The sequence below is a fragment of the Pseudomonas jilinensis genome (genome assembly GCF_003586265.1).
In the GTDB taxonomy this organism is placed as follows: Bacteria; Pseudomonadota; Gammaproteobacteria; order Pseudomonadales; family Pseudomonadaceae; genus Halopseudomonas; species Halopseudomonas phragmitis.
In genome coordinates this window covers 1-26,849 of sequence record NZ_QJSA01000001.1, presented here as the reverse complement: position 1 = coordinate 26,849, position 26,849 = coordinate 1, and the positions used below count along the sequence as shown (strand labels likewise).

Here is a 26,849-nt window from a genome sequence, read left to right as displayed (position 1 = left end):
CCTGGGCACTATTCAAGCCTCCAGGGGAGGTACCGGCAGGCCGAGTCGAGCGTAGAAGTCATCCACAAAGTCGCTCAATGTACCCTGTTGGATGGCACTGCGCAAACCGGCCATAAGCCGTTGATAATGTCGCAAATTGTGAATGGTGTTGAGCATGCTGCCGAGCATCTCGCCACACTTGTCCAGATGATGCAGATAAGCCCGGGAAAAATGCTGACAGGTATAGCAATCACAGCCCGGATCCAGCGGCGAGTCGTCATGACGGTGCACGGCATTGCGAATCTTGATCACGCCGGTATCGGTGAACAAGTGGCCGTTGCGCGCATTACGAGTCGGCATCACGCAGTCGAACATGTCTACCCCGCGGCGCACACCTTCAACCAGATCCTCCGGCTTGCCCACGCCCATCAGGTAGCGCGGTTTGTCGGCCGGCAGTTGCGGCGGCAGAAAATCCAGCACCTTGATCATCTCTTCCTTGGGCTCGCCGACCGACAGACCGCCAATGGCCAGGCCGTCGAAGCCAATCTGCTCCAGCCCCTCCAGCGAACGCAGCCGCAAATCTTCGTGCATCCCGCCCTGAACGATACCGAACAGCGCCGAGGGATTACCTTCATGGGCATTTTTCGAGCGCTGGGCCCAGCGCAGCGACAGTTCCATCGAGCGACGGGCGGTGTCGTGATCAGCCGGATAGGGTGTGCACTCGTCAAAGATCATCACGATGTCCGACCCCAGCTCGCGCTGAACCTGCATCGACTCTTCCGGGCCCATGAACACTTTGGCACCATTGACCGGCGAGGAAAAGTACACCCCCTCCTCCTTGATCTTGCGCATGGCTCCCAGGCTGAACACCTGAAAGCCGCCAGAATCGGTCAGGATCGGGCCCTGCCACTGCATGAAGTCATGCAGATCACCATGCTTGCGAATGACCTCAGTGCCCGGGCGCAGCCACAGGTGAAAGGTATTGCCCAAAATGATCTGGGCACCGATCGCCTCGATGTCCCGGGGCAACATGCCCTTGACCGTGCCATAGGTGCCGACTGGCATGAACGCCGGAGTCTCGACCACTCCACGGGGAAAAGTCAGGCGTCCGCGCCGGGCCCTGCCGTCGGTCGCCAACAGTTCAAATTGCATGTGACTCATGAAACATCCTCGGGGCCAAGCGGCGCCGGATTGCGGGTAATGAACATCGCATCCCCGTAACTGAAGAAACGGTACTCCTGCGCCACGGCCGCCTGATAGGCCGCCATGGTCTGCGGATAACCGGCAAAGGCTGACACCAGCATCAGCAGGGTCGATTCCGGCAGGTGGAAGTTGGTCACCAAGGCATCAACCACATGGAACGGCTTGCCGGGGTATAGGAAAATGTCGGTGTCACCACTGAACGGTTTGAGCTGCCCACTCTGCGCGGCGGTTTCCAGTGAACGCACGCTGGTGGTGCCTACCGCAACCACCCTGCCACCACGAGCCTTGCAGGCCTCGACTGCGGCAACCACCGCGTCGGATACCTCCAGCCACTCGCTGTGCATATGGTGATCTTCAATGCGCTCGACCCTTACCGGCTGGAAAGTCCCGGCACCCACGTGCAGGGTCACCTGAGCACTTTCCACCCCTTTGGCTGCAATCGCCGCCAGCAGCTCGCGATCAAAATGCAGCCCGGCAGTTGGCGCCGCCACCGCACCGGCCTTCTCGGCATAGACGGTCTGGTAGCGCTCACGGTCAGCCGTTTCATCCGGGCGGTCGATATAGGGCGGCAACGGCATGTGCCCGACCCGCTCCAGCAATGGCAACACGTCCTCATCGAACGCCAGCTCGAACAGCGCTTCATGGCGCGCCTGCATCAAGGCCTGGGCCCCACCCTCGATCAAAATGCGACTGCCCGGCTTGGGCGATTTGCTTGAGCGCACATGGGCCAGCACCCGACGGCTGTCGAGCAGCCGCTCAACCAGAATCTCCAACTGACCGCCGGTCTCCTTGTGGCCGAACAGCCGCGCCGGAATCACTCGAGTGTTATTGAACACCAGCAGATCACCTGGTTGCAGCAGATCCAGCAGATCGACAAACCGGCGATGCGCCAACTCCCCACTGGGGCCGTCCAGACACAGCAAACGGCTGGCCCGCCGCTCGGGCAGCGGGTGCCGGGCGATCAGTTGATCGGGCAAATCGAAATGAAAGTCACTGACACGCATGCAGGCGATAGATCCGGGCGGTTGCAAAGGGTGGCATATGGTAGCGGAAAAGCACGCATGCAGCCACGAACAGGATTGACCTACCCGCCGCCAGCTACGTATACTCCGCGCCAGCTTGCGCTAGACGCATGCCTCGGTGGCGGAATTGGTAGACGCGGCGGATTCAAAATCCGTTTCTGGTGACAGAGTGGGAGTTCGATTCTCCCCCGAGGCACCATCTGAACAGCCTGTTCGGATGGCCTTCCTGAAAGTTCTTCACAACCCATACATAATTCTTAGCAGATCCACAGCCTAGCCGCGCCGTGGCCGATTTTTCCTGCCTGCCATAACGCGACAACCCTGCCACAGCGGGGTTGTCGCAACTGGCGCAAGATAGCCTTACTGCTCGTCGAGGAACCGCTCGGCATCCAGCGCCGCCATGCAACCGGCACCGGCCGAAGTGATCGCCTGACGGTACACGTGATCGGCCACGTCACCGGCAGCAAACACCCCAGGGATATTGGTCGCGGTGGCGTTGCCCTCGGTGCCGCTCTTGATCTTCAGGTAGCCGTCATTCATCTCCAGCTGACCTGCGAACAGACTGGTGTTCGGCGTGTGGCCAATGGCAATGAACACCCCTGCCAGGGCGATATCCTCGGTGCCGCCGGCATTATGAGCGATGCGCATACCGGTCACGCCCATATCATCACCCAGCACTTCATCCAGCGTGGCATTGAGCTTGAGCTCAATCTTGCCCTCAGCGACCCGCGCCATCAGCTTGTCGACCAGAATTTTCTCAGCCCGGAAGCTGTCACGGCGATGCACCAGGGTGACCTTCTTGGCAATATTGGCCAGATACAGCGCCTCTTCCACCGCGGTGTTGCCACCCCCGACCACAGCCACTTCCTGATTGCGGTAGAAGAACCCGTCACAGGTGGCGCAGGCTGAAACCCCCTTGCCCATGAACGCTTCTTCCGAGGGCAAACCCAGGTAGCGCGCCGAGGCGCCGGTGGCAATGATCAGCGCGTCGCACTGGTATTCACCACTGTCACCCCAGAGACTGAACGGCCGCTTGGTCAGATCAACCTTGTTGATGTGGTCAAAGAGGATCTCAGTCTCGAAACGCTCGGCGTGCTGGCGCATACGCTCCATCAGATCCGGTCCCTGCAGACCTTCGACGTCACCCGGCCAGTTATCCACCTCGGTGGTGGTGGTGAGCTGACCGCCCATCTGCATGCCGGTGATCAGCACTGGCTTGAGGTTGGCGCGGGCAGCATAGACCGCAGCACTGTAACCGGCAGGGCCTGACCCCAGAATGATCAGCCGGGAATAACGAACATCGGACATTGCAGCCTCCAAAGCACCGGTTCAACGGTGTGTTGAAATAAAACGGAGCGGCCGGGTCAAGGGGAAACCCGTAAATGACCGCTCACAAAACGGAATCACAGGAGCAGTGAAATCGCGGGTCTGACAGTTGACCGGCATGTCCACACACTCTCCAGAATCTTGATAGCCCGCATATTAATGCAGCGAAGGGTTGATTGGGTATTTCAATCACTGTATCGGGCGGATAGTTTACCCCTATAGTGACGATCATCGAACCTGCATTTGATCAAGGAACCGCCCCGATGGCCGAATCCCTTCCCTTCCTGCGTGGCCCGGACTACCTCAAGGAAGGCTGGCGCACTATTCTGCAACCTGGTCTGCGGCGCTTTTTTATCATCCCGCTGCTGCTCAACCTGGCCCTGTTCATCGCCCTGATCGGCTTTGGCATCCGCCAGTTCAATCTGTGGATGACCCGGCTGATGCCGCAACTGCCTGACTGGCTGAGTTTCGTCGAGTGGCTGCTATGGCCGCTGTTCGCCCTGGTAGTTCTGCTGGTGCTGTTTTTCAGCTTCAGCATGATCGCCAACCTGATCGCCTCACCGTTCTATGGCTTTCTGGCGGAAAAGGTTGCCGAACAGGAACGCGGACTGGTCAGCCCCCCCACCAGCTACCGCGACATCGCCCTGGTAGTGCCCCGCAGCCTGGGCCGGGAGCTGCGCAAGATCGCCTACTATCTGCCACGCCTGATCGCCCTGTTGCTGCTGACCCTGATCCCGGTGATCAATCTGATCGCCTCCCCGCTATTGCTGGCCTTCGGAATCTGGATGATGGCCGTGCAATATATCGACTACCAGGCCGACAATGATCAGGTCAGCTTCATCGACATGCTGCGCTGGATGCGCGGCCAGCGCCTGCTGTCGCTGGGCTTCGGCCTGCCAGTCTACATCGGCATGCTGATTCCGCTGGTCAATCTGCTGGTAATGCCGGCGGCCGTGGCCGGCTCCACCCTGCTCTGGGTCCGTGAACGAAACACCAGGCCTTAGGTAACCTAGCTGCGCAGTCACATTCGGCGTCACCATTCGGTCATCCAATCTTCACACGCCGATCATGACCCGCAGCCATACTCCGAGCATGAGACCGACCCACACCCCCGACCACTGCTTCGCGCTGGTCACCGAAACCTATGCCCCACAGATCAATGGTGTTGCCAACACCCTTGGCCGCCTGTGCCGGGGCCTGTTACATCGCCATCATGCGGTGCAGTTGATACGTCCGGCCCAGGCCGGGGAAAAGCCCGGCCTGATCGACGACGGCGCACTCCATCAACACCTGGTCTCGGGGCTGCCGATTCCTGGCTATCCGGAACTGCAATGGGGCCTGCCCGCCAATCGCTACCTATCCAGGCTGTGGCAGGAACAGCGCCCCGAAGCCGTATACCTGGCCACCGAGGGGCCGTTGGGCTGGTCCGCGCTACGCACCGCCCGGCGCCTCAGAATTCCGGTAATCAGCGGCTTTCACACCAACTTCCAGCAGTACAGCGACCATTACGGTCTGGGCCTGATGCGCGAACCGATGATGCGCTACCTGCGCTGGTTCCATAACCAGACCCGACTGATCCTGACCGCCAGCTCGACCCAGCAACGCGAGCTGTTGCGCCTGGGCCTGCACAACCTGGCCCTGCTCGGGCGAGGTGTCGACTGTGAACTGTTCCACCCGGCCCACCGCGACCCGGCCCTGCGCCACCAATGGGGCGCTGAGCCCGGCGACCTGGTACTGCTGCACGTCGGCCGACTGGCGGCAGAGAAGAACCTGGGCTTGCTGATCAATAGCTGGAACACCCTGCGGCGCGAGGCCGAGCAACGCCATCAGAGCCTGCACCTGGTGGTGGTCGGCGATGGGCCGCAAGCCCCGGAACTGCGCCAGCAGTTGCCCGGCGCAGTCTTCATGGGCGCGCTGACAGGCCAGCCGCTGGCCGCGGCCTATGCCAGCGCTGATCTGTTCGTGTTTCCCAGTCTGACCGAAACCTTTGGCAACGTGGTCACCGAAGCCATGGCCTCAGGCCTGGCAGTCAACGCCTTCGACACCGCCGCCGCCCATCAACACATCCGCGACCGTTACAGCGGTTGTCTGGCGCCAATCGCCCATGAGCAGGTATTTATCGACAACCTGCGCTGGCTGATCCGTGATAGCGAAGGCCGGCGCAGCGTGCGCCTGCACGCGCGCCACCGGGCCTGCCAGTTGGATTGGTCGGCCATCGTCGAACGGTTCGAGGGGTATTTGCTGCAGGCGGCACAACCGGCCGCCGATCAAACGGCGGCGGTTGGCAAATAGATAGGCCCGCCCTGCATCAGGCGGGCCTAGCCCTCAGGCGAGGGTTTTCAGCGCGTCGCGACTGAACGGCAGGATATCGGCGAAACGCCCTTCACGGACCTTGTCAGCCCAGGCCGGATCGACAATCAGGGCCCGGCCAACCGCCACCAGATCAAACTCGTCAGCCGCCAGGCGAACCAGCAGATCATCGATATTGGCGGTCTGAGCCACCTTGTCGGTTTTGACCATGTATTCCAGGAACTCGCTGTCCAGGCCAACACTGCCAACAGTGATACAGGGTTTGCCGGTGATCTTGCGGGTCCAGCCTGCCAGATTCAGGTTCGAGCCCTCGAACTCCGGCTCCCAGAAACGTCGCTGCGAGCAGTGGAAAATATCCACGCCGGCCTCACTCAACGGCTTGAGGAACTGCTCCAGCAGCTCCGGAGTCGGAGCCAGACGCGCGGTGTAGTCCTGCTGCTTCCACTGCGAGAACCGGAAAATCACCGGGAAGTCCGGCCCAACCGCCTCACGCACCGCACGAATCACCTCGACAGCGAAACGACCGCGCCTCTCCAGGCTGCCGCCATAGGCGTCATCACGCTGGTTGCAGCCTTCCCAGAAGAACTGGTCGACCAGATAACCGTGTGCACCATGGATTTCCACCGCATCGAAACCGATGGCCTTGGCATCACGCGCGGCCTGGGCGAAAGCCTGGACCACCTCATCGATATCCTGCTGAGTCATGCCATGGACGATCAGCTTGCCATCCTTGCGCTTTTCCATCGGGCCGTAGCCGGGCACATCGCCATCCGGCTCGGTGCCCAGGCGCCGAACATTGCCAACATGCCACAGCTGCGGAGCGATCTTGCCGCCGACCGCATGTACTGCATCGACCACCTTCTTCCAGCCTGCCAGGGCCGCTTCACCATGAATTGCCGGGACATGCGGGTAACCGTTGGCGGCCTTGTGACCAATCGTGGTGCCTTCAGTAATGATCAGACCAACGCCAGACTCGGCGCGACGCTGGTAGTAACGCACCACGTCTTCGGTCGGAACACCGTCAGGGGAGAAGTTGCGGGTCATCGGCGCCATGACAATGCGGTTACCGAGGCTCAAGGGCCCCAGGGTAATGGGTTCAAACAAGGGACGGACATCAGCGGACATAAAGTGTCTCCTGGAAGGTTATTGGGCTGGGTAGTACGCGACCGTGTCAGTTGACCGGTCGTCTATTTGATTTGATCAAGCACCATCCATGGCACCCCGACAGCTCCCGCAGGACGATCAGGGTTGCAGCAGGCGTTCCAGTTGGGCAATGAACACCCGCAGCGGGGCAATTTGACGATCGATCTTCATCCGCAGCAGCGCGCCCTCCCAGGCTGCACCAATAAAGCTGGCCAGGGCCACGCAATCCTGCTCCGGGTTCAGCTCACCGCACTGACGGGCCTGCTCCAGACACTCGGCCAGCAGTTCACCCGAGCGCTTGAGAATGGCACTGGCGGCATAACCAATCGGCTGACTTTCATCGGCCTTTTCGTGACACAGGCTGCCGATGAAACACTGGTGGGTTGGCTGCTCCTGGTTGGCAAAATAGCCCACCAGGTCACGGTAAAAGCGCAGAACCCGCTCGCGCGGCGAGGCATCCTCACTCTGCAAGGCGCTGGCAAAACGCTCCAGGCGGGGGGTGTAGTAATAGTGCAAGGCCTGGATAGCGAAATCTTCCTTGCTCTCGAAGTAATGATAGAAAGAGCCCTTGGGCACCCCGGCCCCCTGAGTGATTTCCTGCACCCCGGTACCGTTGTAGCCCTTGCGCAACATTACTTCAGTGCCGGCGGCAAGAATCCTGGCGCGTTTGTCTTGGATAGCGTTCATGCCAGGTACTATACGACCGGTCATCTCAACTTTATAGCGACAACCATGATTATTGATTTTGGTGATAAAAGGGAATTAACAACAGGAAGGGAGAAAACAAAACGGCTCCCGTTGCCCAAGGGCAAGGGGAGCCGTTTTTTTACAGCGCGTGACTATCAGTGGTGAACACCACCTTCACCATGAATATGACCATGAGCAATCTCATCGTCACTGGCATCACGCACGCTGACAACCTTGACTTCGAAGGTCAGACGCTGGCCAGCCAGCGGATGGTTGCCATCAACGGTGACTTCGTCGCCTTCCAGCGCAGTGATGGTAACGATCTGCATGCTGCCGTCCGGGCCGGAGGCATGGAACTGCATGCCGACTTCCAGCTCATCAACGCCTTCGAACATGTGGCGGCCCAGGACCGCTACCAGCTCAGCGCTGAACTCGCCATAGGCTTCTTCCGGCTCGACCGACACCTTCAGTTCATCACCGGCTTGCTTGCCGTCCAGCGCCTTTTCCAGGCCCGGAATGATGTTGCCTGCGCCGTGCAGGTAAACCAGCGGAGCACCGCCTGCGGAAGAATCCAGAACTTCGCCAGCATCGTTGGTCAGGGTGTAGTCAATCGATACGGCCTTGTTGGCGGCAATCTGCATAATATTGTCCTATGCTGCGTCAAAAAACCTCAGTGTACGCGTATTATCTGCAGAACGCACGGGTTGACCGATACATGACCGCGCCGGAAGATAGCCCGCACGGTCAACGACAATGGAATCAGCATGACGACACGTTTGGTACTGGTCATCAACTGTGGCAGTTCCTCGATCAAATTCGCCCTGCGCAAGGAAGGCGACAGCCAACCGCTGCTGAGCGGCCTGGCCGAACAACTGGACACTCCCGGCGCCAACCTGAGCTGGCAGGCCGGCAATGAAAAGCATACCGAAGCCCTCAGCGGCCAGGATCACCAAAGCGCTCTGGCCAGCCTGTTGCCGGTGATCGGCCGGTTTGCCGGGCAACCGATCAGCGCAGTAGGTCATCGGGTGGTACATGGCGGCGAGCACTTCACCGGCGCCAGCCTGATCGATGAGCAAGTCATGGCTGCTATCGAAGCCAATGCCCCGCTGGCGCCTCTGCACAACCCGGCCAACCTGATCGGTATCCGCGCCGCCCGCAAGGTGTTTCAGGACATACCTCAGGTAGCCATTTTCGACACTGCCTTTCACCAGAGCATGCCGCCACACGCCTACCGCTACGCGCTGCCGGATGATCTGTATGCCGTGCATGGGGTTCGTCGCTACGGCTTCCATGGCACCAGCCACCAGTACGTCACCAATCAGGCCAGCCGCCTGACGGGCCAGCGTCCGGGCCAGGGCGCCTGGCTCAGCGCCCACCTGGGCAACGGCTGCTCAAGTTGTGCGGTATTCAACGGCAAGAGCCTGGATACCAGCATGGGGCTGACCCCGCTGGAAGGCCTGGTAATGGGCACCCGCAGCGGTGATGTCGACCCCAATCTGCATGCGCACCTGGCTCGCACCCTGGGCTGGGATCTGCCACGGATCGAGCGGCTGCTCAACCGCGAAAGCGGACTATTGGGGCTCTCAGGTCTGTCCAACGACATGCGTCAACTGGAGCAGGCCCGAGCCAACGGCCACAGCGGCGCAAAACTGGCCATCGAGGTGTTCTGTTACCGCTTGGCCCGCTCGCTGGCTGGCCTGGCCGTGGCTCTGCCACATCTTGACGGGCTGGTCTTTACCGGCGGCATCGGCGAAAACTCGCCCCTGATCCGCGCCCTGACCCTCAATCATCTGGGCATTCTCGGCCTGAGCCTGGACCCGGATGCCAACAGCAGCCTGCCCCGCGGCCTGGCTGGCAAGATTCACGCACCGGGGTCGCCGCAGATCCTGGTGATCCCTACCGACGAAGAACGCCAGATTGCCGAAGAAAGCCTGGCGCTGCTCGATCACTCGCATGCCAAGGACTGACACATGCATACCTTTTTCATTGCCCCGACCGGCTTCGGCGTAGGCCTTACTTCCATCAGCCTGGGCCTGATCCGGGCGCTGGAGCGCACCGGCCTCAAGGTTCACTTTCTCAAGCCGATTGCCCAACCCCATCCCGGTGACGCAGGGCCCGAGCGCTCGAGCGAACTGATCAGCCGCACTCTGGGCCTGCAACCACCAACCCCGCTACCGCTGCCTGAAGTCGAGCACCGGCTGGCCAACGGCGAACTCGACGAAGTGCTGGAAGACATCGTCAGCCGTTACAGACAGGCCGCCGAGGGTGCCGACGTGGTGGTGATCGAAGGCATGGTGCCGACCCGGCAGGCCAGCTACGCCGCACGGATCAACGTCCACCTGGCACGCAGCCTGGACGCTGAAATCATTCTGGTCAGCGCTCCGGACGGCGATGATATGGCCAGCCTGGCCGACCGCATCGAGATCCACGCCCAAACCTTTGGCGGCCCGCGTAACCCCAAGGTGCTCGGAGTGATCGTCAACAAGGTCCGCGACCTGGCACCCGGCGACACTGAACCTGCCGACCGGGGCGAACTCAAGCGCACTCTCAAGGAGTTCGCTCTGGCCCTGAAGCAGGAGTCCAAGGTTCTGGACACCGATGACTTCCGGCTGATCGGCTGCATTCCCTGGCAGGACGAACTGAACGCACCCCGCACCTCGGATATTGCCGAACTGCTCGGCGCCCGAGTGCTGCATGAGGGTGACATAGATAGTCGCCGGGTCATGGAAATCGCCTTGTGTGCCCGCACCGTCCCCAACATCCTCAACCGGCTCAAACCCGGCACTCTGATCGTCACCCCCGGCGACCGCGATGACATCATCATTGCCAGCGGCCTGGCCTCATTGGCCGGCACCCCGCTGGCCGGCCTGCTGCTGACGGGCGGCATCATTCCGGATCAGGGCGTGATCGAATTCTGCCGCCCAGCGCTGGGCAGCGGCCTGCCGGTGCTGAGTGTGGCCAGCAACAGTTTCGATACCGCCACCCAGCTGGACCGGATGAACCGGGAAATACCGATCGACGATCAGGAACGGGCCGGGAAAGTCACCGACTACGTGGCTTCGCACATTGACCAGGCCTGGCTGCAGCGCCGCTGTGGCAGCCCGCGGGAACTGCGCCTGTCACCGCCGGCGTTCCGTTATGAGTTGGTGCGCCGGGCGCAGCAGGCGGCCAAGCGTATCGTGCTACCCGAAGGCGACGAGCCACGCACGGTCCAGGCTGCGGCCATCTGTCAGCGCCGCGGCATCGCCCAGTGCATTCTGCTGGCCAAACCCGAATCGGTCGAGGCGGTGGCCAAGGCCCAGCACATCACCCTGCCCGAAGGCCTGCAAATCATTGATCCGGACAGCGTGCGCGAACGCTACGTCGAGCCCATGGTCGAGTTACGCAAAGGGCGCGGCCTGAACGCACCCATGGCCCTGCAGCAACTGGAAGACAATGTGGTACTGGGCACCATGATGCTGGCTCTGGACGAAGTCGATGGCCTGGTTTCCGGCGCCATCCATACCACCGCCAACACCATCCGCCCGGCCTTCCAACTGATCAAGACCGCGCCCGGCTATAACCTGGTGTCGTCGATCTTCTTCATGCTGCTGCCCGAACAGGTGCTGGTCTATGGTGACTGTGCGGTCAACCCCGACCCTAATGCCGAGGAACTGGCCGAGATCGCCATCCAGAGCGCCCGTTCGGCCGAATCCTTCGGCATTCCCGCACGGGTGGCGATGATCAGCTACTCGACCGGCAGCTCCGGTACCGGGGTCGATGTGGAGAAGGTTCGTGAGGCCACCCGCCTGGCCCGTGAGCGCGAACCGGGACTTTTGATCGATGGCCCACTCCAGTATGATGCCGCCGCCATTGCCAGTGTCGGTCGGCAAAAGGCTCCGGACAGCCCGGTGGCCGGTCAGGCCACTGTATTCGTGTTCCCGGACCTGAACACTGGCAACACCACCTACAAGGCGGTGCAACGCAGCGCCAACGTGGTCAGCGTCGGCCCGATGCTGCAGGGCCTGCGCAAACCGGTCAACGACCTGTCGCGTGGGGCACTGGTGGACGATATCGTCTATACCATTGCCCTGACGGCAATCCAGGCCGACAAAAACAACTGAAACGGTGGCCTCACGGCCACCCCTATGGATCGTCATCGATGCTGAGTTTTTTACCTGCACCGGTACGCGGGGTGCTGGCCGCCCTGCTGCTGGTGCTCAACACCCTGATTCACTTCTCCCTGCTGCTACCCTGCGCCCTGCTCAAACTGCTGCCCATCAAGTCCCTGCAGGTGCTGTGCACCCGGGTCATGATTCGCATCGCCGAGTCCTGGATGCTATGCAACAGTGCCTGGATGCGCCTAAGCGGCCAGACCCAGTGGGACATCCAGGGGCACGAACAACTCAAGTACGAAGGCTGGTATCTGGTCACCAGCAACCACCGGAGCTGGGTCGACATTCTGGCTCTGCAACACACCCTCAATCGGCGCATGCCAATGCTCAAGTTCTTCCTCAAACAGGAACTGATCTGGGTGCCGGTCATTGGGCTGTGCTGGTGGGCGCTGGATTTCCCGTTCATGAAACGCTACTCCAAGACCTACCTGGCCAAACACCCGGAAAAGGCCGGACAGGACCTGGAGACCACCCGCAAGGCCTGCGCCAAATTCAAGAACACCCCAGTGGCGGTTTTCAACTTCCTGGAGGGCACCCGCCTGACCCCGGCCAAGCATGCCGAGCAGCAATCACCCTACCATCACCTGCTCAAACCCAAGTCCGGCGGCGTGGCGTTCGTGCTCGACGCCATGGGCAACAAGTTGCGCTCACTGGTCGATATCACCATCCACTACCCGGACGGCAGCCCGAGCTTCTGGGATCTGCTTTGCGGACGTATCCGCCAGGTGGTGATGCGCTGCCAGATCCGCCCGATTCCCGGCGAATTCCTCGGCCAGGACTACCAGAACGACGCGGCATTTCGCGAGCGTTTCCAGCAGTGGGTCAACGGTCTGTGGGAAGAAAAGGATGCACTGCTGGCGCAGTTGCATAGTGAGTATCCGCCGCTGGCAGGGCGCGGATAAAGCGGTAGAAATTACACGTTAGCAGGCGGCGGGAGCTGATGCTCCCGCCGCCCGACATCAAATCACAGCGGGAACAGATTGATCTCCACCCGACGGTTCTGAGCACGTCCGGCAGTAGTGTCGTTGCTGGCGATCGGCTGAGTCGGACCAACGCCACGGCTACTGATCCGGCTGCCCGGCACACCCTGGCCAGTCAGATAGGAAGCCACGCTGTTGGCACGGTCCTGCGACAGACGCATGTTCAGCTCCATGGAACCGGTGCTGTCGGTGTGACCGACGATAGCGACACCGTTCTTGTCGAACTCCTTGAACACCTTAACCAGCGAGTTCAGGGTTGGATAGAAGCTGCTTGAGATGTCCGAGCTGTTGCTGGCAAAGGTGATGTTGCCAGGCATGATCAGTTGCAGGTTGTCGCCATTACGGATCACCTGCACCCCGGTGCCAGTCAGTTCCTGACGCAGACGAGCTTCCTGCTGATCAACGTAATAACCGTAACCGGCACCCGCTGCGCCGCCAACGGTTGCGCCGATCAGCGCGCCCTTGGTCCGGTCACTGCGACTTGAAGTAGCAGCACCGACAACCGCTCCGGCAGCGGCACCGCCCAGACCATACAGTGCAGAACGGCTGGTCTTCTGTTCGCCAGTGTAGGCATCCTGGGTAGCGCAGCCGGTCAGCAGCACGGCACTCAGGCCAACAGCAAACAAAGCTTGAGTTTTCATTTTTGGTTTCCTTGCATAGGGTCGTTCATATCCGAGCCACAGGTTAGCATTCCAGGGCGAGCGGGTCAGAGGCTGAGACCACAGAATAGGAAAAAATTTCCCGCCTCACCCTTGTATGAAGGGGTTTTCGCGAATCTCGTCACCTATTCGGGTATCTGGCCCATGACCAGTCACCACCACGGCCTCTTCGTCCAGTGTATACAGACGCTGGCGAATCGATTTTTCGATCTGCCCATAGTCGCCACCCCACAGATCGGTGCGACCGATCCCACGACGAAACAGGGTGTCGCCGGCAATCAGCAGCTTGGCCTGGGGGAACCAGAAGCTCATCGAGCCGGGGGTATGCCCCGGAGTATGCATCGCCACCCCGCAACCACAGGCCAGTTCCTCGTCATCACGCAACCACTGGTCAGGCGCCGGCACCGGCGTATAAGGCACCCCGAACATCCGACACTGCATTTCCAGGTTATCCCAGAGAAACTTGTCCCCCTCATGCAGATGCAGTGTGGCGCCGGTAGCTTTCTTCATTTCCCCGGAGGCCAGAAAGTGGTCCAGATGAGCATGGGTATGAATGATGCTGACCACTTTCAGGCCCAGCTCATCCAGACGCTTGAGAATGAACTGATGATCCCCGCCGGGATCGACCACGATGGCTTTTTTGGTCAGCGGATCGCCAATGATCGTGCAGTTGCACTGCAACGGGCCGACCGGGAAAGTTTCGCGGATTAGCGTGGTATGTGTGGCGTCCATGGGAGTCCTTGTCGATAGTACAGAGAACATTTTGGCACAGTGTGCTTACCGGGAGGAGTCGGCAGCGGATTTGACACCCCGGGAGGGGTTGCTAAGCTACAGCCTCGCACCACAATACCGCCGGGACGACCCGGTGTGTATTCCGCTTTTCAGGGACGACCCTGCCTGACATGGACTTTGCTCATGAACATGGCTTGGATCTTTCTCGTCACCGCCGGCCTGCTGGAAGTCGGCTGGGCTCTTGGACTCAAGGCCTCTGCCGGTTTCACCCGCCCGCTCCCCAGTATTCTGACCCTGCTTGCCATGGCCGCCAGCTTCTATCTACTGGCTCAGGCCATGAAGGTGTTGCCGGTCGGTACCGCCTATGCCATCTGGGTCGGCATCGGTGCCGTCGGCACCGTTGTGCTGGGGATTCTGATCTATGGCGATAGCGCCAACCCGCTGCGCCTGGCCAGCTTGCTGCTGGTCCTGGCCGGCCTGGTGGGGCTCAAGTTTGCAGGTTGAACCCGCAGCAACCGGGCGCCCAGGGCGCCCGGTTTTATTCAGTGACTGCTAGCTCCCAGCCGCACCTGACGCAGGCACACGGCAGTCAGCACAGCCGTGGTGGCCATGATCAGCGCACCGATAAACGCATTGACGTGCAGCGCTTCGCTAAAGGCCATCTGCACACTGAGTAGAACCTGACTGGCAGCCTCCGGAGCCAACTGTTCGATCACACCCAGCGCACCGCCCAACGTATCGACGGCCACCTCATACTGCTCAGGGCTCAACCCGGCTGGCAGGCTGTCGGTCATTTGCCGGCGGTATACGCTGGCACCTACTGTGCCGATCACCGCAATGCCCAGAGCCATACCCAGTTCGGCGGCAGTTTCCGAGGTAGCGGCGGCCGTACCAGCCTTCTCCGGCGGTGCCGAACTGATCACCAGATCGGTCCCAAGAATCATCATCGGCATTACCCCGGCGCCCATGATGACCGTCCCCAGCACCAGCAAGCCGACCGTTGCGCGCCCGCTGACCAGCATCAGGGCGACGAACCCCATGACCGCCAGCAGCAGCCCACAACTGACCAGTACCGAAGGTTTAAGCCAACGCGCCATACGCGGCACCAGCAACGAGGCTGCGGTTTGAACCAGCGCCGAGGGCAACATCACCAGCCCGGCCTGCAGCGGCGTCAGACCAACCACACCCTGCAAATACTGGAAAATCAGCAGCCAGGCACCAGACAGCGCCAGAATGGTCAGCAACATGGCCACCACCGAGACACTGAAGGCCCGGTTGGCAAACAGCCCCAGATCGAACATCGGCTGGGCAATCAGGCGCTGGCGCCGGACGAACAGCCAGCCCACAGCAAGCCCGCTCAGGCTGACCAGCAGTGCCAGCAGACTCAGGCCGTCGCGAGCGCTGCTCTTGATGCCATAGATCACCAGCAGAAACGTCGCCACGCACAACAGCGCACTGACCAGATCCAGCCGCCCGGCCTGCTCATCGCGAAACTCAGGCAACAGCAATGGCCCAGCAATAAGAAGGAGAAGCATGACAGGCACACCAAGCAGGAACACTGACCCCCACCAGAAGAACTCCAGCATCAGCCCACCTACCAGCGGCCCAATGGCGCTGCCAACGATGAAGCCGGTCATCCAGATGGTGATAGCCAGGGTGCGCTGGCTATCGACCTGGAACATGTTGCGGATCAGCGACAGGGTCGAAGGCATCAGGGTCGCACCGGCGATGCCGAGTAGCGCGCGGGTCAGAATCAGCATATTGGCCGAGTTGGCGAACGCCGCCATTACCGAGGCAACGCCAAAGGCAAAGGCGCCGACCAGCAGCAACCGTCGCCGACCGATACGATCCCCCAGGGTCCCCATGGTGATCAGGAAACCGGCGATCATGAAGCCGTAGATGTCGAGAATCCACAACAGTTGCGAACTGGTCGGCTTGAGATCGGCGCTCAGGTGCGGCGCAGCCAGATGCAGGACAGTCATGTCCAGCGCCAGCAGCAGGGTCGGCAATACCAGGACCGCCAACCCCCACCACTCGCGCTTGCCCGCGCGTTTCCAGGTGGTTGCGTCGATTGTCGGGGTAACACTCATAGGGCTCATCCTGTGGGCGCGCCAGCTAGGCGCAAAAACGGGCATCCATGCGCCGCAGGACTGCGGCGCCTACGCTGAGGCAGACAGCGTGTTCAAGATAATGAGCGCCTCCTTATACGCCGCCGCGCTCTCAAGCGCAAGAGCGGCAAAGTGCAATGCCGATCACCCCAACAGCCCTAGCACCTTGGCCTGAGCCACCGCCTGGGTCCGCCGCGAGACACCCAGCTTGTGGTTGATCCGCCGGGCGTGGCTCTTGACCGTGTGCAAAGAGATGAACAGTGCTTCGCTGATCTGCTGGTTTGAATAGCCCTGAGCGATGCAGCGCAGCACATCCAGCTCACGGCTGCTGAGCGGTTCGCGCAGGGCCGCATTGATACGTCGACCATCCGGGCCGCTGACCCCAGGCAAACGCTCCAGCAACTGGTCACGCAAGGCTGAAGCTGGTGCGCGGCGCAGAGCCTCGGCCAGCCCGGCTGGTGCCTGATCGACCAGACGCATGAACGGGCCGGCCAGATGATCATCGGCAGCCTGCACCAGCGCACTGAACAGCAACTGCTCAGCCTCAGCCTGGCGCTGGGTACGAAACAGCATGCGCAGCAGATGCAACTGAACCGACAAGGCCCGCAGCTTTTCCCCATTGTGCTGGAGCTGCGAAAGCAGCCGGCGCATCAGGCTTTCGGCCGCGACCTGTTCGCCCCGATACCAGAGCAGTCCGGCATGAATCTGCTCAATCAGCGAAGCCAGCGCATGGAAGAATGGCGGTGGCGCGGCTGGCGACTCCAGACAATAGGTCTGACGCAGACGCGGTAGCCAGTGCGCAGCCAGATCAAGCCGCTCGGAGTGCATCCACAGCTCGCTCTTGATCGCCGTGATCCAGCCCAGATAGTAGATTGGCGGAACGTCCCACAGATGCATGAGCCGTTCGGCCTCGGTCAGCACATCGAAGGCACGGGCCACCTCACGTTGCTGGGTCAACAAACTGCCCATCACGCAGTAGCCCATCAGCACATAGACATCCCGGCAGCGGCGTCCCTCTTCAATGCCGCTATCGAGCAGGCGCAGGGCCATGCCCATGTCGCCCTGCTGCCCCAGCAGATAACCACGGTAAAGCCGCAGGCGAGCCCGGACTGCCAACCCCTCGGGATAATCCATCCGCTCCAGTTCCTGGCTATGCCGCTCCAGCAGTTGCAGGGCCCGGCCAACCTGCCCTCGGGCCTGCAACAAACGGGCGCGCATGAACACCACCTGAGCCTCAAGCAGCGGGTTGCCGGCACGTTGCGCCAGTTCCAGAGCGCTGCGAGCCCAGTGTCGGGCAGCCTCATGGTGGCCACGGCACAGCTCGACATCAGCCAGAGTCAGCATCGCCATCAATCGGCTCCCGGGGTCACGCTCATCCAGACAAGCCAGGGCCTGATGGCTGAGATGGTCGGCCTCATCCAGACGACCCGCCGCCCGGGCCAGAAACCCCTTGAGCACCAGAGCCTGACCCAGCACCCGGCGCTGCCTGTCGGCATTGGCCTGCGGCAGGAAGCGGCTGAGCCTGGCCAGCATGGCCTCGGCATCTTCAAGCTGACAGGCCAGCGCCAGCGTCCAGCCATGCACCAGCACCAGCCGCGCGCTGCTGCCCTGCAATACGCTGGGCAACTCGGCCTTCCAGCGCAACAGGGTGCCGACATGCTGCTCGGCCAGCAATTGGTCAAGCGACAGGTTCTGGACCAGGCTGGCTGCCTCTTCCGGTCGCTCGGCTGCCAGCGCATGCTCGACCGCATCACTGATCCGACCCTGATGACCAAACCAGTGGCAGGCTCGCAGATGAGTGCGCAGACGCAGGCGCGGATCGTCACGGGCAACCCGATCGCGCAGCACGTCGGAAAACAGATGGTGAAAACGATACCAGGTGCCGTCATTGTCCAGCGGTACCAGAAACACATGGTGCCGCAACAGGTGGGTAATGATGTCCAGGCTGTCGGAGGCATCGCGCACGCTGTCGCAGAGCTCGACACAGAAACGGTCGAGCCAGGCAATTTCGTGCAGAAATACCCGCACCGGTTCGGGCTGGCGCAGAATCACCTCTTCAAGCAGGTACTCGTCCACCAACGGCCCGGACAACGGCAAGGCCAGCGGCCTGGACTGTTGTTCGGCCGCAACACTGAGCAACCGCAGACCGGCGATCCAGCCTTCGTTGCGCTGCAACGCCTGGCGCGTCCACTCGGGGTCGGCCAGGTCCAGCCCAGCCTGCTCGAGAAACAGCCGAGCTTCGTCGTTGCTCAGGCGCAAATGCTCTTCGCCCAGTTCCAGTAACTGATGACTCAGGCGCAGCCGGGCCAGGTGCCAGTCAGGCTTCTGGCGGCTGGTGATGAACAGTTGAATATTGCCCGGCAGGTGTTCCAGCAACAGTGCGCACAAACGATCACAGGGCGGACTCTGGACCAGATGGTAGTCGTCCAGCACCAGCACCAGGGGCCGGTCTTCGGCATGCCGGGCGCGCAACTCGGAGAGGATCGACACCGCCCGCTGCTCAACGTCCAACGGCTGCTGACTGTGGTGTTGCTGCAACAACGCCAGCTCGGCCTCGCCCAGCCCCGGATAAAGGGTAGCCAGGGCATCGACCAGGGTCCGCAGGAACTGCGCTGGCTGACCGTCACGACCATCCAGTGAAACCCAGGCAGAACGCCAGGGCGCGTCCAACTGTTGGCAGTATTCGATCGCCAGGGTGCTTTTGCCAAACCCTGCCGGTGCACAGACCAGAATCAGCCGGCGCTGGCGGGCCTTGTTCAACAGACCGATCAACTCAGGGCGCGGCAAATGATCCACCGGCAGCGGCGGGCGGAAGATCTTGCCGGGGTTGAGGGGGATCGACAGAGCCATGCGCCAAGTTTATCGATTGGCGGGCAAAGCGTCTTGTCGATTTGTAACAAAACAGGCGGCCCGGGGGCCGCCTGCTCAGGGTGACTCAGTTGTTCAAACTAACGTACGCCAGATTGACGCAGTGCCGCCGGAGTGAAGTCACTGGGATTGGCACCGTAGTTGAACTCATAGTCGGTGCGCTCTTCATTATTCATACCCATCACCAGGTAACGACCGGCAACCAGGTCATACAGGGTTTCCATGGCATACCACGGCACCTGATTGTTGTAGTACTGCAGCGCATGCGCCTCAGCTACACGCCACAGCGAGCCACGCGCGTCGTAATGGTCAATATGCGCAGCCTGCCAGCTATCCTCATCGACAAAGAAGTGGCGCTTGGCGTAGATATGACGCTCGCCGTCCTTGACCGTGGCGACTACTTCCCAAACCCGGTGCAGCTCATAACGTGTCAGGTCCTGATTGATATGGCCCGGCTGAATGATGTCGCTGTAACGCAGGTCGGTAGAGTTCAGACCATAGCTGTTGTAGGCGATATACAGCTCTTTCTTGCCGACCAGTTCCCAGTTGTAACGGTCAGGTGCGCCGTTGTACATATCCAGATTGTCGGAGGTACGCAGACCGTCAGAGGCGGTACCTGGACCGTCATAGGAGACCTGCGGCGCGCGCCGCACCCGGCGCTGACCAGCATTGTAAACCCAGGCCATGCGCGGTTCTTTGACCTGATCAATGGTCTCATGCACCAGCAGTACGTTCCCGGCCAGACGCGCCGGCTCGGTTACCTGCTGCTTGAAGTAGAACAGGATGTTGCCCTGACTGGCCGGATCATAGTCAGGCAATCCATAGGGGAACACGAACTCTTCATTGAAACGAACCAGCGTGAAGGAACCGTTGGTCTGCGGAGTTACCTGGCCGACCACCCGGCGCACGGTGCCACCACGGTAACGGGTAATGTGGTTCCACGCCACTTCCACACCACTTTGCGGCATCGGGAACGGGTTGGCCTTCTCGAAGTTGGCCAGGCCGTTGCCACCCTGCACCAGCTGAGTATTGGCAGCATTGCGACGAGTGGCCTCATAGATAGCTTCGGGCATGGCCGCGCTACGGCGGGTCGGGTAAACCGGCATGCGATAGGTATCGGGGTAACGCTTGAACATGGCGATCTGGCCAGGAGCCAGATTGTCCTGGTACTGCTCATAGTTCTGCGCAGTAATCACAAACAGCGGCTTGTCATCGGCAAAGGGGTCTGAAAGAAAACCCTTGCTGTCAACTGAGCCGGCATCGACCGGCAAACCACCAGTCCAGGCAGGAATAGTGCCCGCAGCATTACCGGCCATCTCGGCGCCAACCGGGGTCAGGGTACTGCCCAATGCAGAAACATCCCGAGCGTGCGCGGCCTGGATAGCCAGGGCCGAGGCCAGGATGGAGGAAAAGATCAGGGTGCTTTGCTTCATATGATTCTGCCTTGCTTGCTATGCCGCGGCATGGAGTAACCATCCAGAGCTCAGGGCTCGGGGGCGCGTCATAGCGTGCCTGGGTGGATTGATAAATGAGGCTGTATCGCTGAAAACAGCTATACAACGCTGCGGTGCACTATAGCCAAGCACTTTGGTCGGGTGATCCACCCAAAGTATGATTTGCAGGATAATCAGGGAACCGGCAAGAGAGCCTGACCATCGGGTGAAGCGGCATGACCGCCACTACTTTGACAGCCCCGAAGATCAATTTCAGAGTTGCTAAAAACGTGCGAGGGCACAGAGTGTTACCCCCGCACGTTACCACGATAAAAAGCTTACAAGGTAGACAGGAACGGGGCTCCAGCCTCTTGCCACTCAGCGATCTCGACGCGAATGCGCTTCTTGTCGAGCTTGCCGACACTGGTTTTGGGTATTTCGGTAACAGTTGCGATCTGCGTCGGGATCGCCCACTTGTTGATCCGCCCCTCATCCACGAATGGCTTGAGATGGTCGCGCAGAACCTTGGCATCCATCGCCTGCCCTTCACGCGGCACGATCAGCGCAAACGGACGCTCGTCCCACTGCGGATCAGGTACCCCGACTACTGCCACTTCCTTGACCGCCGGACTGAGGCTGATCAGGTCTTCCAGCTCAAGCGAGGAAATCCACTCGCCGCCGGTCTTGATCACATCCTTAATGCGGTCGCGAATTTCAATGAAGCCCATCTCATCGATGGTCGCCACGTCACCGGTATGCATCCAGCCGTGGGCCCACAGCTCAGCACTCTTCTCCGGCTCGCGGTAGTAACCCTGAGTCAGCCAGGGCGCACGCAACACCAGTTCACCCTGCGACTTGCCGTCACTGGGCAGGAAGTTGCCGTCACTGTCCATGATCCGCGCCTCGACTAACGGCACCGGCACACCAGCCTTGATCTTGTAGGCCGCGCGCTCGTCTTCACTGCCAGCTTCCAGTTCCAGGTTGATGTAACCACTGGAAATCAGCGGACAGGTCTCGGACATGCCGTAGGCGGCGGACAGTTTCATGCCCCGAGCCTTGGCCGCCTCGTACAGGCCGCGGTTCAGCGCACTGCCGCCGATGATCACTTTCATCCCGCCAAAATCGTAATCCTTGGCGCCGTCGGCATTGAGCAGCATGCCAAGGATAGTTGGCACGCAGTGGGAGAAGGTCACCTTTTCCTGCTTGATCAGCTTGCACAGCATTTCCGGCTCATAGCGGCCCGGATACACCTGTTTGACCCCCAGCAAGGTCGCGGTGTAGGGAATACCCCAGGCATGCACGTGGAACATCGGCGTGATCGGCATGTAGACGTCGCGGTTGCCGAACAGGCGCATGCTGTCCAGACCGCCCATCATGCCGGCCTGGGTCAGGGTGTGCAGTACCAGTTGCCGATGAGTGAAATACACGCCCTTGGGGTTGCCGGTGGTACCGGTGGTGTAGAAGGTCGTGGCAACCGAATTCTCGTCGAAGTCAGGGAAGTCGTAGGTCGGCGCGGCGGCGGCCAGCAGCGTTTCATACTCACCAACCAGATTTGGCAGATCGGCGGTTTTCTCGTCGCCATCGGTCAGCAAAATAGTTTTCTCGACCGTGGTCAGGTGATCCTCGACCGCCTTGTACAGCGGCACGAACTCGGCATTGACCAGCACGAAGATGTCATCGGCATGGTTCATGGTGTATAGGATCTGTTCCGGCGACAGGCGGATATTGATGGTGTGCAGCACCGCGCCAATCATCGGCACGGCGAACATGCATTCCAGATAGCGATGGCTGTCCCAATCCATCACCGCAACGGTATCGCCCGGCTTGACGCCGGCAGCAGTCAGAACATTGGCCAGACGGCAGATACGCTCATTGAAGGTGGCATAATCGTAGCGGCTGATATCACGGTAGATGATTTCCTGGCTACGCTCATAACGGCGGCCGGACAGCAGCAGGTTCTTGATCAGCAACGGGGTAGAATGAGCGCCTTCGGTCGGCGGGATGACACGGGTCTTGAGCATGTGGTGTGACCTTCCTGTTATTGGGCTTGTGGGGTCTTGGTTTTGAATCTCGGCTCGGCAACTTTGGCCGATGGGGGCACTATAGACAGTCCCGTTGAGCGCCACCTATCACTCCAAAGTATGAACCGGATCATAACGGGTATCACGAACCGGTTTGAGCGTATAATGGCCGCATCAAGTCGATTGATGACCAAAAATAAGTAACCAGTCATATAGGTAGGAACACAACATGTCAGACACCGATATCGTCATCGTCAGCGGCGCCCGCACCCCGATGGGCGGCTTTCAGGGTAGCCTGTCGAGCCTCAGCGCCGTGGACCTGGGCGCCATCGCCATTCGCGAAGCCGTAGCCCGCGCCGGCATCGACGCTGCCGATGTGCAGGAGGTAATCATGGGCTGCGTACTGCCCGCTGGTCTCAAACAGGGTCCGGCCCGCCAGGCCAGCCTCAACGCCGGGCTGCCCGCCGCCACTGGCTGCACCACCATCAACAAACTGTGTGGCTCCGGCATGAAAGCGGTAATGCAGGCCCACGACGCACTCAAGGCCGGCAGCAACCAGGTCATGGTCGCCGGTGGCATGGAGAGCATGACCAACGCCCCCTACATCATGGAAAAGGCCCGCACCGGCCTGCGCATGGGTCACGGCGAAATCAAGGACCACATGTTCTTCGACGGTTTGGAAGATGCCCGCACCGGTCGCCTGATGGGTTCCTTCGCCCAGGATACTGCCGACAAGTACGGCATCAGCCGTGAAGAGATGGACGCCTACGCCATCGAATCACTCAAGCGCGCCCAGGCTGCAATCGACAACGGCAGCCTGGCCAGCGAAATCGTTCCGGTCACCGTTACCACCCGCAAGGGTGAGGTTGTGGTCAAGGACGATGAGCAGCCGCACAACGCCAACATCGACAAGATCCCCGGTCTGCGCCCGGCCTTTAAGAAGGACGGCACCATCACCGCCGCCAACGCCAGTTCGATTTCCGATGGCGCCAGCGCTCTGGTCCTGATGACCGCCGCCGAAGCTCAGCGTCGTGGCCTCAAGCCACTGGCCCGGATCGTTGGCCACGCCACCCAGAGCCAGGACCCGAGCGAGTTCACCCTGGCCCCGGTCGGCGCCATGACCAACCTGTTCAACAAGACCGGCTGGAGCAAGGACGACGTTGACCTGTTCGAAATCAACGAAGCCTTTGCCATGGTCACCATGCTGGCCATGCGTGAACACGGCCTGGATCACAGCAAGGTCAACATCTACGGTGGTGCCTGCGCCCAGGGTCACCCGGTCGGCTCCACCGGCTCGCGGATCATTGTCACCTTGATCAACGCCCTGCAGAAAACCGGCGGCAAGCGTGGCATCGCCTCGCTGTGCATCGGTGGTGGTGAAGCTACTGCCGTGGCGATCGAGTTGGTGTAATCACCGGCTGGTCGTTTCGCGGCTGCGAGCCGCTCCTACCAAACCCTCTGCGTTACCTCGGTAGGAGCGCCTTGCAGGCGCGAAAAAGCTGTTTCTCCATGCTCAATCAGTAGGCTTGCCCTGCTTCGCCGACGCATCGGCAACAGCACAAGCCCGGCACAAGCACGCCTTGCCCTTGAGCGCCTCCGGCACCTGGGCCAGCGCCTGCGGGCTTACACTCACCTGCCGACACCAGCAATCCACCTCAAAACTGCCTGCCGCAGCCGGAGCGCAGCCGTTGGGCTGGCCGCACAGCGGGCAGGTATGACGCGCAAATGGCTGCATGACGTGAAACTCCCGCTACGTGCTTTGATTGCGCTGATTATCAGCCGTTGGACCAATCGAATTCCATCTGCCGCGCGGTCATCTGGGCCAGAGCCATGCCACCCAACCTGGAAACCAGATGCAGGCTCATATCGATGCCGGCAGAAATGCCGCCCGACGTCACCAGCTTGCCGGTATCGACCCAGCGCCGCCCCTCACACACCGTCAATGCCGGATAGTCATGCCTAAGATCAGCAATGTCTTCCCAGTGCGTCGTGACCTCCAGCCCGTCCAGCACTCCGGCCTGAGCCAGAATAAAGGCCCCGGTACACACCGAGGCCACCAGCGGCACCGACCTGGCCTGCTCGGCAACCCAGGCAATCACCCCCGGCTTGTGCAGTTCAGCGCTATGAACGCCCCCCGCCACGATCAGCACATCCAGCGCAGGGTGATCACTCAGCGCATACTGCGGATTGACGCTGAAACCGCCGCGAGCATTGACCGGCTGCAGCGTTTCAGCTAGCAAAAACACCTTGAACAAACCCTTGGGCTCAGACAACCGGCTGGCGGTTGAGAACACCTCGAACGGGCCAGAAAAATCCAGCACCTCGGCGTGGTCATAGATATAGATTCCAACGTTCACTGCTGCGTACTCCTATACACATCTATGGGCAGCCCTGCTCACCCTGTTCAATCGATGCCAGAGGTATCGGCGCATCCGGTCGATGCGTGACAGCCCGGTAATCGGCATTCCAGCCCATCCGGCCGGCAACTTCAAGCCGCTCATGACCCGACTTGCAGGCCCATAGCGACAACATCGTCATGCGCTCGCCAAGCGGCACGACCACCTCCAACCGCCGCCGGGGTCTGATGCTGACCTGACCAGACTCATTACTGCGCCCCAGCACCTGCGGCCCAGGCTTGCCGGGCATCAAAGCATAAACCTGTACACCAGCGATCGGCGTCTGCGACTGTGCATCAACAAAAATTGCCTCAAGGCCATCGTGAACAGTCACCAAGCGTGGCGTACAGCCGCCAAGCGCGGCGGCAATCAACGTCAGCAGTACAAGCAAAGCCTTCCCGGGCATAGGGGTATCCTGTCAGCATAGGGTTCAAACGCAGCGAGTATTGCCGCTTTTGCCTACCCGTGAAAGCCCTGGCACGGCACTCTCCAATCCTGTGCCTACCCGTAGCGGCCCGCTGCTGACTTATGCTGCACCATTCACCACGACCCTTACCCTTGCCATATTCAAACACCTGTTCGACACTGGACGTCTTTTTTCACTTTCACTCTGCCCGGTCTAAGGAGAGTTTCCATGAGCGATATCCGTTTTGACGACAAGGTCGTCATCGTTACCGGCGCCGGCGGCGGCATCGGCCGTGCCCACGCCCTGCTGTTCGCCAAGCACGGAGCCAAGGTCATCGTCAACGACCTGGGTGGCAGCGCCACCGGCGAAGGCGCCAACAGCGAAGCCGCACTGAAAGTCGTAGAAGAAATCAAGGCCGCCGGCGGCACCGCCATCGCCAACCCCGACAGCGTAGTAGACGGCGACAAAATCGTGCAGTGCGCCATGGATAACTTCGGCCGCGTCGATGTAGTGGTCAACAACGCCGGTATCCTGCGCGACAAGAGCTTCGCCAAGATGACCGACGCCGACTGGGATCTGGTCTACAAGGTTCACGTCGAAGGTGCCTACAAGACGACTAAAGCCGCCTGGGAGCACATGAAGAATAACAACTTCGGCCGTGTGATCTTCACCTCCTCCACCTCAGGCATCTACGGCAACTTCGGCCAGGCCAATTACGGCATGGCCAAGCTAGGCCTGTACGGCTTCACCCGGACCCTGGCCATCGAAGGCCGCAAGAACAACATCTTCGTCAACGCGATCGCCCCCACTGGCGGCACCCGCATGACCGAAGGCCTGTTCCCGCCCGGTGCTTTCGACAAGCTCAAGCCCGAACTGGTCAGCCCGCTGGTCGCCTACCTGTGCTCCGAGCAATGCCAGGAAACCGGCAGCCTGTTCGAAGTCGGCGGTGGCTGGATGGGTAAAGTACGCTGGGAGCGCTCACTGGGCATCGGCTTCAACCCCGACGAAGGCTTCAGCCCGGAAGACGTCGCCGCCAACTTCGAACAGCTGTGCAGCTTCGAAGGCGCGGTGCATCCCAAGGACAATATCGAAGCCCTGCGTGAGCTGATGGCGAATATTCAGAAGTTTGCCTGACCTCGTCTTACCTGGCGTCATGGCGAGAAGCGTAGCGACGTGGCCATCCATGTACGAGCTAAGCCAGCGCTTCCCGCCACCTGCGGCATCAAACGCTGACTACCAATAGATGAAAGCCCGCTCCTTGTGCAACAGGAGCGGGCTTTTTGTTGGAACCAACATACTGAAACGACACTTAAACCCTCGCCAGGTACTGTGAAGGTATTAGCTCGCAGTGATCACCTAGCCGGCCTGCCAGCTCAAAAACCCGCGGATCGAAGCGAAATGAATCGCCCCGGGTTTCATGGA

General features: G+C 60.7%; 22 protein-coding genes, 1 tRNA gene and 2 pseudogenes. 9 read left to right on the top strand and 16 right to left on the bottom strand.

What is annotated here, in order from left to right; genetic code table 11:
* Positions 1-12 precede the first annotated feature (12 nt).
* Together tgt and queA are read right to left on the bottom strand one after the other, a co-directional pair.
* Complete coding sequence (gene tgt / locus C2846_RS00120) at positions 13-1,131, bottom strand: tRNA guanosine(34) transglycosylase Tgt (protein WP_080051665.1); 1,119 nt, start codon at positions 1,129-1,131, stop codon at positions 13-15.
* Between the two features lie 5 nt (positions 1,132-1,136).
* Positions 1,137-2,186: a tRNA preQ1(34) S-adenosylmethionine ribosyltransferase-isomerase QueA gene (gene queA / locus C2846_RS00115; protein ID WP_080049549.1), complete on the bottom strand. Its 1,050-nt coding sequence runs from the start codon at positions 2,184-2,186 to the stop codon at positions 1,137-1,139.
* A gap of 130 nt (positions 2,187-2,316) precedes the next feature.
* Between queA and C2846_RS00110 the strand changes: the two genes are divergently transcribed.
* A tRNA-Leu gene (locus C2846_RS00110) sits at positions 2,317-2,403 on the top strand.
* Between the two features lie 161 nt (positions 2,404-2,564).
* Here the strand turns inward: C2846_RS00110 and trxB are convergent.
* On the bottom strand, positions 2,565-3,512 hold the full coding sequence (gene trxB / locus C2846_RS00105; protein ID WP_119700401.1) for a thioredoxin-disulfide reductase: 948 nt from the start codon (positions 3,510-3,512) through the stop codon (positions 2,565-2,567).
* Positions 3,513-3,793: 281 nt separating this feature from the next.
* On the opposite strand from trxB, the gene cysZ reads away from it, so the two are divergent.
* The gene (gene cysZ / locus C2846_RS00100) at positions 3,794-4,534 is read left to right on the top strand and encodes a sulfate transporter CysZ (RefSeq protein ID WP_080049547.1); all 741 of its coding nucleotides are present in this window, start codon (positions 3,794-3,796) and stop codon (positions 4,532-4,534) included.
* A gap of 88 nt (positions 4,535-4,622) precedes the next feature.
* Positions 4,623-5,822, top strand: coding sequence for a glycosyltransferase family 4 protein (locus C2846_RS00095; protein ID WP_119700400.1), 1,200 nt, complete (start codon positions 4,623-4,625; stop codon positions 5,820-5,822).
* 33 nt (positions 5,823-5,855) lie between these two features.
* On the opposite strand, the gene C2846_RS00090 is transcribed toward C2846_RS00095, so the two are convergent.
* The 3 genes from C2846_RS00090 to C2846_RS00080 form a co-directional block, all read right to left on the bottom strand.
* A complete protein-coding gene (locus tag C2846_RS00090) occupies positions 5,856-6,965 on the bottom strand; it encodes an NADH:flavin oxidoreductase (RefSeq protein ID WP_119700399.1) in 1,110 nt (369 codons plus the stop codon).
* A gap of 117 nt (positions 6,966-7,082) precedes the next feature.
* Positions 7,083-7,670: a TetR/AcrR family transcriptional regulator gene (locus C2846_RS00085; protein ID WP_080049544.1), complete on the bottom strand. Its 588-nt coding sequence runs from the start codon at positions 7,668-7,670 to the stop codon at positions 7,083-7,085.
* A gap of 155 nt (positions 7,671-7,825) precedes the next feature.
* Complete coding sequence (locus tag C2846_RS00080; protein ID WP_080049543.1) at positions 7,826-8,311, bottom strand: FKBP-type peptidyl-prolyl cis-trans isomerase; 486 nt, start codon at positions 8,309-8,311, stop codon at positions 7,826-7,828.
* 123 nt (positions 8,312-8,434) lie between these two features.
* Between C2846_RS00080 and C2846_RS00075 the strand changes: the two genes are divergently transcribed.
* From C2846_RS00075 to C2846_RS00065, 3 genes are read left to right on the top strand one after another with little or no spacing between them, the layout of a single operon-like run.
* Positions 8,435-9,637, top strand: a complete 1,203-nt coding sequence (locus C2846_RS00075) for an acetate kinase (protein WP_119700398.1) — start codon at positions 8,435-8,437, stop codon at positions 9,635-9,637.
* A gap of 3 nt (positions 9,638-9,640) precedes the next feature.
* A complete protein-coding gene (pta, locus tag C2846_RS00070) occupies positions 9,641-11,773 on the top strand; it encodes a phosphate acetyltransferase (RefSeq protein ID WP_080049541.1) in 2,133 nt (710 codons plus the stop codon).
* A gap of 38 nt (positions 11,774-11,811) precedes the next feature.
* Positions 11,812-12,726, top strand: a complete 915-nt coding sequence (locus C2846_RS00065; RefSeq protein ID WP_119700397.1) for an acyltransferase — start codon at positions 11,812-11,814, stop codon at positions 12,724-12,726.
* 62 nt (positions 12,727-12,788) lie between these two features.
* On the opposite strand, the gene C2846_RS00060 is transcribed toward C2846_RS00065, so the two are convergent.
* A complete protein-coding gene (locus C2846_RS00060; RefSeq protein ID WP_080049539.1) occupies positions 12,789-13,445 on the bottom strand; it encodes a YiaD family glycine zipper/OmpA-like lipoprotein in 657 nt (218 codons plus the stop codon).
* A 105-nt stretch (positions 13,446-13,550) separates the two neighbouring features.
* Positions 13,551-14,195 (bottom strand): MBL fold metallo-hydrolase, encoded by a 645-nt coding sequence (locus C2846_RS00055; RefSeq protein WP_080049538.1) that lies wholly within the window; start codon positions 14,193-14,195, stop codon positions 13,551-13,553.
* Positions 14,196-14,378: 183 nt separating this feature from the next.
* Between C2846_RS00055 and sugE the strand changes: the two genes are divergently transcribed.
* Entirely contained in the window at positions 14,379-14,699 is a 321-nt protein-coding gene (sugE, locus tag C2846_RS00050; protein WP_080049537.1) for a quaternary ammonium compound efflux SMR transporter SugE, read from the top strand.
* 38 nt (positions 14,700-14,737) lie between these two features.
* Here the strand turns inward: sugE and C2846_RS00045 are convergent, their stop codons facing one another.
* The 5 genes and pseudogenes from C2846_RS00045 to C2846_RS00030 form a co-directional block, all read right to left on the bottom strand.
* Entirely contained in the window at positions 14,738-16,285 is a 1,548-nt protein-coding gene (locus C2846_RS00045) for an MFS transporter (RefSeq protein ID WP_095624933.1), read from the bottom strand.
* Between the two features lie 162 nt (positions 16,286-16,447).
* A pseudogene (locus C2846_RS19000) lies at positions 16,448-16,639 on the bottom strand (response regulator transcription factor); the annotation flags it as partial.
* A gap of 171 nt (positions 16,640-16,810) precedes the next feature.
* A pseudogene (locus tag C2846_RS00040) lies at positions 16,811-19,153 on the bottom strand (winged helix-turn-helix domain-containing protein); the annotation flags it as partial.
* 98 nt (positions 19,154-19,251) lie between these two features.
* Positions 19,252-20,604, bottom strand: coding sequence for a DUF1329 domain-containing protein (locus tag C2846_RS00035; protein WP_080049534.1), 1,353 nt, complete (start codon positions 20,602-20,604; stop codon positions 19,252-19,254).
* Between the two features lie 338 nt (positions 20,605-20,942).
* Positions 20,943-22,625, bottom strand: coding sequence for a fatty acid--CoA ligase (locus C2846_RS00030; RefSeq protein ID WP_080049533.1), 1,683 nt, complete (start codon positions 22,623-22,625; stop codon positions 20,943-20,945).
* Positions 22,626-22,854: 229 nt separating this feature from the next.
* On the opposite strand from C2846_RS00030, the gene C2846_RS00025 reads away from it, so the two are divergent.
* On the top strand, positions 22,855-24,036 hold the full coding sequence (locus C2846_RS00025; protein WP_080049532.1) for an acetyl-CoA C-acyltransferase: 1,182 nt from the start codon (positions 22,855-22,857) through the stop codon (positions 24,034-24,036).
* Positions 24,037-24,138: 102 nt separating this feature from the next.
* Here the strand turns inward: C2846_RS00025 and C2846_RS00020 are convergent, their stop codons facing one another.
* From C2846_RS00020 to C2846_RS00010, 3 genes are read right to left on the bottom strand one after another with little or no spacing between them, the layout of a single operon-like run.
* The gene (locus C2846_RS00020) at positions 24,139-24,360 is read right to left on the bottom strand and encodes a cysteine-rich CWC family protein (protein ID WP_119700395.1); all 222 of its coding nucleotides are present in this window, start codon (positions 24,358-24,360) and stop codon (positions 24,139-24,141) included.
* A 40-nt stretch (positions 24,361-24,400) separates the two neighbouring features.
* Positions 24,401-24,982, bottom strand: coding sequence for a DJ-1/PfpI family protein (locus C2846_RS00015; protein WP_080049530.1), 582 nt, complete (start codon positions 24,980-24,982; stop codon positions 24,401-24,403).
* Between the two features lie 22 nt (positions 24,983-25,004).
* Positions 25,005-25,427, bottom strand: coding sequence for a hypothetical protein (locus C2846_RS00010; protein ID WP_119700394.1), 423 nt, complete (start codon positions 25,425-25,427; stop codon positions 25,005-25,007).
* Between the two features lie 228 nt (positions 25,428-25,655).
* Here C2846_RS00010 and C2846_RS00005 point away from each other — a divergent pair, with 228 nt between their 5' ends.
* Positions 25,656-26,561, top strand: coding sequence for an SDR family oxidoreductase (locus C2846_RS00005; RefSeq protein WP_080049528.1), 906 nt, complete (start codon positions 25,656-25,658; stop codon positions 26,559-26,561).
* Positions 26,562-26,849: the final 288 nt, after the last annotated feature.